This window comes from Streptomyces paradoxus (assembly GCF_014202475.1).
GTDB classification, from domain to species: Bacteria; Actinomycetota; Actinomycetes; order Streptomycetales; family Streptomycetaceae; genus Streptomyces; species Streptomyces paradoxus.
The window spans coordinates 1,050,802-1,057,982 of record NZ_JACHGV010000002.1 but is presented as its reverse complement, the minus strand read 5'-3'; the positions used below and the strand labels follow the sequence as shown (position 1 = coordinate 1,057,982).

Genomic DNA, 7,181 nt, shown 5'->3' with positions numbered 1-7,181 from the left:
ACTGCAGGGGGGACCCTGTGGGAGAGTAGGACGCCGCCGAACAATTTTTGGGAAAACCCCCGTATCTTCGGATACGGGGGTTTTCTGCGTTTAGGCTCGCTCCGTGAGGCATCCTGTGGCCTACGAGATGGCCACACCATGCTCTACGTTCTACAGGCGTCCGGCTGCTTTCAAAGCCAGGTATGCGTCCGCCAGTGCCGGCGCCAAGTCGTCCGGGGTGGCGTCGACGACCGTGACGCCGTGGCGGCGGAGTTGTTCTGCTGTGCGGTGACGTTCTGACTGGGCCTGGGCGGCTGCGGCGGCCTCGTAGACGGCGTCGGCATTGCCGCGCGCTGCGGCCATTTCCGTGATGTACGGGTCTGCTACTGACGCCAGCAGGACCGTGTGGCGCTGGGTGAGCTGAGGCAGGACCGGGAGCAGGCCCTCTTCGATGGGGGCCGTGTCCAGCGTGGTGAGCAGGACGATCAGGGAGCGTCGGGGGGACGTACGCAGAGCGGTCGCTGTGAGGCCTCGGGCGTCCGTTTCGACGAGCTCCGGCTCGAGTGTGGCCATGGCGTTGACCAGGGCGGGAAGGACATCGCCTGCCGTTCGGCCCTGGACGAGGGCGCGGACCTTGCGGTCGTACGCGAGGAGATCCACGCGGTCGCCGGCGCGGGAGGCGAGGGCTGCGAGGAGGAGGGCCGCGTCCATCGAGGCGTCGAGGCGGGGTGCGTCGCCCACGCGTCCGGCTGATGTGCGGCCGGTGTCCAGGACCAGCAGGATGTGGCGGTCGCGCTCGGGGCGCCAGGTGCGTACGGCCACGGTGGTCTGGCGGGCCGTGGCGCGCCAGTCGATGGAGCGGGTGTCGTCGCCGGGGACGTACTCGCGCAGGCTGTCGAACTCCGTGCCCTCGCCCCGGGTGAGGACGCTGGTGCGGCCGTCCAGTTCTCGGAGGCGGGCCAGTTTGGAGGGGAGGTGCTTGCGGCTGGTGAACGGGGGCAGGACGCGTACCGTCCAGGGGGCCTGGTGGGTGCCCTGGCGGGAGAAGAGGCCGAGGGGGCCGTACGAGCGGATCGTGATGAGGTCGGCCCGGCGGTCGCCCCGGCGGGTGGGGCGCAGGCGGGTGGTCACGCGGCGGCGTTCGCCCGGGGGGACCGTGAGGCGGTGGCGGGAGGCCGTGGTCTCCGTGCCGGGCTGCCAGCTGCTGGGGGGCCAGGCGTCGCGGAGGCGTGCGCGGAGGGGGCGGCGGGACGGGTTGGTGATGGTCAGGGTGACGTCCGCCGTGTCACCGAGGCGTACGGAGGTGTCGCCGGAGCGGGTCAGGCCCAGGCGGCGCACGGGGGCGGCGAGGGCGAAGTCGCAGGCGCAGGCCGCGGCCAGGGGAGCGTTGACCGCCAGGATGCCCGTCCAGCTGGGCTCCCAGATGCCGACGGGGAGGGAGCCCAGGGCCGCGAGGAGGGCGGCGCGTCCGGTGAGTGCCATCAGCGGGGGACGGGGACGTGGGCGAGGATCGCGTTGATGACGGAGTCGGCCGTCACGCCTTCCATCTCGGCCTCCGGGCGGAGTTGCACGCGGTGGCGGAGGGTGGGGAGGGCGAGTGCCTTCACGTCGTCGGGGATGACGTAGTCGCGGCCGGTCAGCCAGGCCCAGGCGCGGGCTGTGGCCATGAGGGCCGTGGCGCCACGGGGGGAGACGCCCAGGGTGAGGGAGGGCGACTCGCGGGTGGCGCGGCAGATGTCGACGACGTAGGCGGTGATCTCCGGGGAGATGGTCGTCTGGGCGACCGCCGCGCGGGCTGCCTCCAGGTCGGCCGGGCCCGCTACGGGGCGTACGCCGGCGGCGTGGAGGTCGCGTGGGTTGAAGCCCTCGGCGTGGCGGGTGAGGACGTCGATCTCGTCCTGGCGGGAGGGGAGGGGGATGGTGAGTTTGAGGAGGAAGCGGTCCAGCTGGGCTTCCGGGAGGGGGTAGGTGCCCTCGTACTCGACCGGGTTCTGGGTCGCCGCGACCAGGAACGGGTCGGGGAGGGGGCGGGGGGTGCCGTCGACGGTGACCTGGCGTTCCTCCATGGCTTCGAGGAGGGACGACTGGGTCTTGGGGGGCGTGCGGTTGATCTCGTCGGCGAGGAGGAGGTTGGTGAAGACGGGGCCGGGCTGGAAGGAGAACTCGGCGCTGCGGGTGTCGTAGACCAGGGAGCCGGTCACGTCGCTCGGCATGAGGTCGGGGGTGAACTGGACGCGCTTGGTGTCGAGTTCGAGGGCGGAGGCGAGGGCGCGGACCAGGAGGGTCTTGGCGACGCCGGGGACGCCTTCGAGGAGGACGTGGCCGCGGCAGAGCAGGGCGACGACGAGGCCGGTGACGGCGGGGTCCTGGCCGACCACGGCCTTGGCGATCTCGGCGCGCAGGGCCTCCAGGGCGTCTCGGGCGGTGCCCGGGTCCCCGGTCTGCCCGGCGTTGTCAGTGGTCGGGTCCATCATGGACGGCGTACCTCTCTTTCGAGGGCGTCGAGTCGGTCGGCGAGTGCGATGAGTGCTGCGTCGTCGCTGGGCGGTGGTCCGAAGAGGAGGGCGTGCTGGTCCTGGCCGTCGCCGTGGAGGTGGGCGGACAGGGCGGGGAGCAGGGCCTCGGGCGTGTGCGCCTGGGCGACAGGGACGCCTACGAGGGGGGCGAGGCGGGTGCGGGTGGTGGAGCGAAGAGCGTCGGCCGCGCGGTCGCGGGCGTCGGTCTTGCGGTAGAGGCGGGCGCGGCCTTCGGCGGTTTCGGAGGCGCGGATCGCGACGGGGAGTCTTTCGGGCACGAGGGGGCCCAGTCGGCGTGCCCGCCAGAGGGCGGCCAGGGCCGCGGCGATGAAGAGCTGCAGGGTGCCCCAGAGCCAGCCCGAGGGGAGCAGGTCGAAGAAGCTGCGTTCGTCGTCGGGGTCGGTGGCCGACGTGTCGGAGAGCGAGGGGAGGTACCAGACCAGATGGGGGCGCGAGCCGAGGAGTTGGAGGGCGAGCGAGGCGTTGCCCTGCTCGTCGAGGCGGTCGTTGACGAGGATGTCGGGCGCGCCGAGGGCGATGGTGTCGCCGTCCCCGGTGCCGTCCGGGATGCGCAGCAGGGTGGCCAGGCGTTCGCTGGGGTAGCAGGCGTCGGCGCCGAGGTGGGTGGTGGTGTAGCGGACGCCGCCCGTGTCGGCGGTGCCGGCGCGCCGGGCGGCGGGCAGGGCGCAGTCGGGGGAGAGCGTCGAGTCGAGGCTGGTGGCGGGGTCGGCGGTGACGCCGGGGGCGAGCCGTTCGATGGAGGCGCTGCCGGAGGCGACCAGGACGGTGCGGCCGCGGGAGTCTGCGAACGCCTTGTGCAGCCGGGTCTGCTGAGTGGGGGTCAGCAGGTCGGGGGCGGCGACCAGGAGGGTCGTGTCCGGGCCGGCCGCGGTCGCTGCCTCATCCAGGGTGGTGACCACGCGGGTGTCCACGCCCCGGTCGGCGAGGAGTTCGGCGATGGCGCGGCTGCCGCCCGGGTCGGCGGAGCGCGGGTCGAGTTCGCCGTGGCGGGCATCGGAGCGGATGACGGCGATGGCCACGGCTCCCGCGAGGAGTACCACGAGAGCGAGTGCGATACCGCGCGCGCGGGTCCACACCTGGCGGGCGGTGGGCGAGGCCGAGGTGGACGTGAGGGTGGCCTCGGTGGTCATTCGGCGGCTCCCTGGCGGGTGTTGGGGGCCGTGGCGGCGCTGCTCGTCGCGAGCTGGGGCTTGGTGCGTTCCAGGTTGCGGTCGAGTTCCGCGATGCGGTGGTACGACTGTTCGGTCGCCGAGCGGCCGCCGTATGTGACGTCGTCGAAGTCGCGGGCGGCGGTGCGCAGTCGGTCGGTGTGGGCGGGCAGGGCCCGGCCGGCTTCGGCTGCGGCCTCGTCGGCGGTGCGGCCGGGGCGGGCGTCGAGGAGGGCGCGTTCCTCCAGGGCTCGGACGAGGGCGCGCATGCGTTCCTGGACGGCCTGGTTCCAGTGGCCCTGCGCAGCGTGTGCCTCGGCGGTGGCGCGGTGGTCGGCGGCGCTGCGGGGACGGTCGTCGAACAGGGTTGCGGACGAGGTGGGTTGGCGGCGCGGAGTGCCCAGGCGCCACCACAGGGCGGCCAGGACGGCGATGACGGCCAGGATGATGACGATCAGGCCGAGTGTGCCGCCGGGGGTGGCGGTCGAGGCGGCGTTGAGGAGTTTGCCGAGCCAGTCCCAGAAGGCGTCGAGGGCTCGCTGGAACAGGCTGGGGTCGTCCTCGTGGTACATCCGCTTGGACAGCTCGCGCCGGGCGGCCTCGCGCGCCGGGTCGCGCGGGGTGGTGAGGGGCGGCTCGTCGGCGGAGCGGGCCGACGACAGCAGGGAGGTGTCGCCGGCGCTCAGCAGCGTCCGTATGGCGGCGCGTGGCAGCGCCGTTGTGAGAAGTTCCCCCGCCCAGCTCACCGCATCAGCTCCCCGGGGTGGCGCCGGGGGCGGTGGCTCCGTAGCCCTGGACGCCGGCGGCGCGGGCCAGTTCGAGGTCGAGGGCCTCGCGGCGGATGCGCTGGTCGATGTAGAGGAGCACCGTGACGCCTGCCGTGATCGGGAACGTGATCATGGAGCCGATCACCGAGCCGATGCCGCTGATGATGAGGAACGTCCAGCCGAGGCTGCCCACACCGGTGTTGAGCCAGCCGGTGAGGCCGTCGCCGCTGAGAGCGGCGGCGAGGAGGGTGAAGGGGATGACGATGATCGAGGCGACGACGTTCGCGATGAGCGTGGCGAGCAGCTGGATGCCGAAGATCCGCCACCAGGTGCCCTGAACGAGCTTCGCGGAGCGGCTCATGGCCTTCTTGATGCCCTGCTTCTCCAGCATGAGGGCGGGAGAGGCGAGGGAAAAGCGGATCGCCAGCCACAGGGCGACGATGCCGGCGCCGATGATGCCGAGGACGGTGAGGGCGACACCCGCGCCGTTGTTCCCGGCGACGGTCACGAGGAGGCCGGGCAGGGCTCCGACGGTGACGACGCCGACGGTGATCAGCAGCAATACGCAGATGAGGCCGAACAGTTTGAGGATCTGCGGGCGGGCGTCCCGCCAGGCCTCGCCGATGGTCACCGACTTGCCGAGTACGGCGCGGCTGGTGACGGTGGTGAGCAGCGCGGTCGCGATGACGGTGCCGACCAGGGAGATCACGAAGACGACGCTGGAGTTGAGCATGGCGTCGCCCATGGCGCGGCTCAGCTCGCTGAGGCTGGCGCTGGGGTCGTTGAGGGCTTCGGTGCTGGAGTCGTCCAGGACGAGGCCCTGGAACAGGACGACGATGACCTCGGTGAGGACGGCGACGGTCAGGGAGATGCCCAGGACCGTGCGCCAGTAGGTGCGCATGGTGGAGACCGCGCCGTCGAGGATCTCGCCCACGCCGAGCGGGCGGAGCGGGATGATGCCGGGCTTGGCGGCGGGCGGGGGGCCGCCCCAGCCGCTTCCCCAGCCGCCGTGAGCTCCGGGGGCGCCGTATCCGCCCTGGCCGCCGTACCCGCCCTGGCCTCCGGGGCCGTAGCCGCCGGGGGGCTGGTTGCCCCAGCCCGGGCCGGGGGGTGGGGGCGGGGGAGCCTGGCCGGGGGCGGCCGGGCCGCTGGGGGCGGACCACTGGGCCGGTGGCGGCTGCTCCTTGGACCACTGCGGGCCGGGGCCCTGCGGGGCCTGGCCGGGCTGGTCCGCGGGCTGCGCGGGGCGGTCGGTGGGCTCGGCAGGGCCGGACGGGTCCGGCTTCTGCCCGTCGGACGGGGCGGATCCGGGCGAGGCCCAGCCCGGAGTGTCGTTCATCGTCGCTCCTTCACGGTGCCCGTCCGCGGTCGCGGCGGCAGGTTGGCAGCCATCGTGCCATGGGGTGGTCTTGGAGTGACCGGCCGCGGTATGGGCTGCGTACCTTCAATTGTCCGCTCGATAGGGGGCAGACTGACGGCATGGCTGATCAGTACGCGCACAGCGGCGATGACAAGCGGCCGACCGAGATCCCGGCGATCCGCTGGGAAGAGCCACCGGAAGGCCCGGTTCTGGTCCTGCTGGACCAGACGAGGCTGCCGGCCGAGGAGGTCGAACTGGTCTGTACGGACGCGTCCGCACTCGTGGAGGCGATCCGCTCGCTGGCGGTGCGCGGGGCGCCGCTGCTCGGCATCGCGGGGGCGTACGGCGTCGCGCTCGCCGCCATGCGGGGCTTCGACGTGGACGAGGCGGCGGCCGCGCTGGCGGGGGCCCGGCCGACCGCGGTGAATCTGGCCGTGGGTGTGCGCCGGGCCCGGGCAGCTCACGAGGCGGCGCTCGCCAAGGGCGGCGACGTCCGGCAGGCGGCCGCTGCGGCGCTGGCCGCGGCGCGGCAGCTGCACCGGGAGGACGCCGAGGCCAGTCGGCGGATGGCCGAGCACGGGCTGACGCTGCTGGACGAGCTGCTGCCCGGCGGCGGGCACCGGATTCTCACCCACTGCAACACCGGTTCGCTGGTGTCGGGCGGGGAGGGGACGGCGTTCGCGGTGGCCCTCGCGGCGCACCGGACGGGGCGGCTGCGGCGGCTGTGGGTGGACGAGACGCGGCCGCTGCTGCAGGGCGCTCGCCTGACGGCGTACGAGGCGGCTCGCAGCGGGATGGCGTACACGCTGCTCACCGACAACGCGGCGGGGTCGCTGTTCGCCGCGGGGGAGGTGGACGCGGTGCTGATCGGCGCGGACCGCATCACGGCGGACGGCTCGGTGGCGAACAAGATCGGGAGCTATCCGCTGGCGGTGCTGGCGCGGTACCACCATGTGCCGTTCATCGTGGTGGCGCCGGTGACGACGGTGGACCTCGACACGGCGGACGGGGCGTCCGTCGAGGTGGAGCAGCGGCCCGGGCACGAGGTGACCGAGGTGACGGCGCCGCAGGTGCCGGTGGTCGGTGCGGAGGCGGGCGGCGGTATTCCGGTGGCGCCGCTGGGGACGCAGGCGTACAACCCGGCGTTCGACGTGACTCCGGCCGAGCTGGTGACGGCGATCGTCACGGAGGAGGGCGTTGTTTCGCCCGTGACCGCTGAGGCACTCGCCGAGGTGTGTGCGCGGTCGCGCCGGGTGACGGCGGGCTGAGCCGGGCGCTGCGCGGGGTGCGCGGGGCGGGGGCGGGCTTCGGCACCCTCGCCTCCCGTCCCTGCCGGAGATCATCCGCGGGCGGGCGAGGGCAGACAGTAGCGCTTGCTGCGACTATGGTC

Annotated in this window: 6 protein-coding genes; 1 reads left to right on the top strand and 5 read right to left on the bottom strand. The window is 73.4% G+C overall.

Translation table 11 applies throughout. The features are described from left to right. Window positions 1-150: 150 nt before the first annotated feature. The 5 genes from HNR57_RS09600 to HNR57_RS09580 are packed head-to-tail and all read right to left on the bottom strand — an operon-like array spanning window position 151 to window position 5,770. On the bottom strand, window positions 151-1,461 hold the full coding sequence (locus HNR57_RS09600) for a DUF58 domain-containing protein (protein WP_184558806.1): 1,311 nt from the start codon (window positions 1,459-1,461) through the stop codon (window positions 151-153). Continuing rightward, the gene (locus HNR57_RS09595; protein ID WP_184558804.1) at window positions 1,461-2,450 is read right to left on the bottom strand and encodes an AAA family ATPase; all 990 of its coding nucleotides are present in this window, start codon (window positions 2,448-2,450) and stop codon (window positions 1,461-1,463) included. The genes HNR57_RS09600 and HNR57_RS09595 overlap by 1 nt, the downstream gene beginning before the upstream one ends. Further along, window positions 2,450-3,646 (bottom strand): DUF4350 domain-containing protein, encoded by a 1,197-nt coding sequence (locus HNR57_RS09590; RefSeq protein WP_184558802.1) that lies wholly within the window; start codon window positions 3,644-3,646, stop codon window positions 2,450-2,452. Before HNR57_RS09590 ends, HNR57_RS09595 begins: the two co-directional genes overlap by 1 nt. Next, complete coding sequence (locus tag HNR57_RS09585) at window positions 3,643-4,410, bottom strand: DUF4129 domain-containing protein (protein WP_313673210.1); 768 nt, start codon at window positions 4,408-4,410, stop codon at window positions 3,643-3,645. Before HNR57_RS09585 ends, HNR57_RS09590 begins: the two co-directional genes overlap by 4 nt. A 4-nt stretch (window positions 4,411-4,414) precedes the next feature. Beyond that, entirely contained in the window at window positions 4,415-5,770 is a 1,356-nt protein-coding gene (locus HNR57_RS09580; RefSeq protein WP_184558800.1) for a glycerophosphoryl diester phosphodiesterase membrane domain-containing protein, read from the bottom strand. A gap of 140 nt (window positions 5,771-5,910) precedes the next feature. Between HNR57_RS09580 and mtnA the strand changes: the two genes are divergently transcribed. Further along, the gene (gene mtnA, locus HNR57_RS09575; RefSeq protein ID WP_184558798.1) at window positions 5,911-7,059 is read left to right on the top strand and encodes an S-methyl-5-thioribose-1-phosphate isomerase; all 1,149 of its coding nucleotides are present in this window, start codon (window positions 5,911-5,913) and stop codon (window positions 7,057-7,059) included. Window positions 7,060-7,181: the final 122 nt, after the last annotated feature.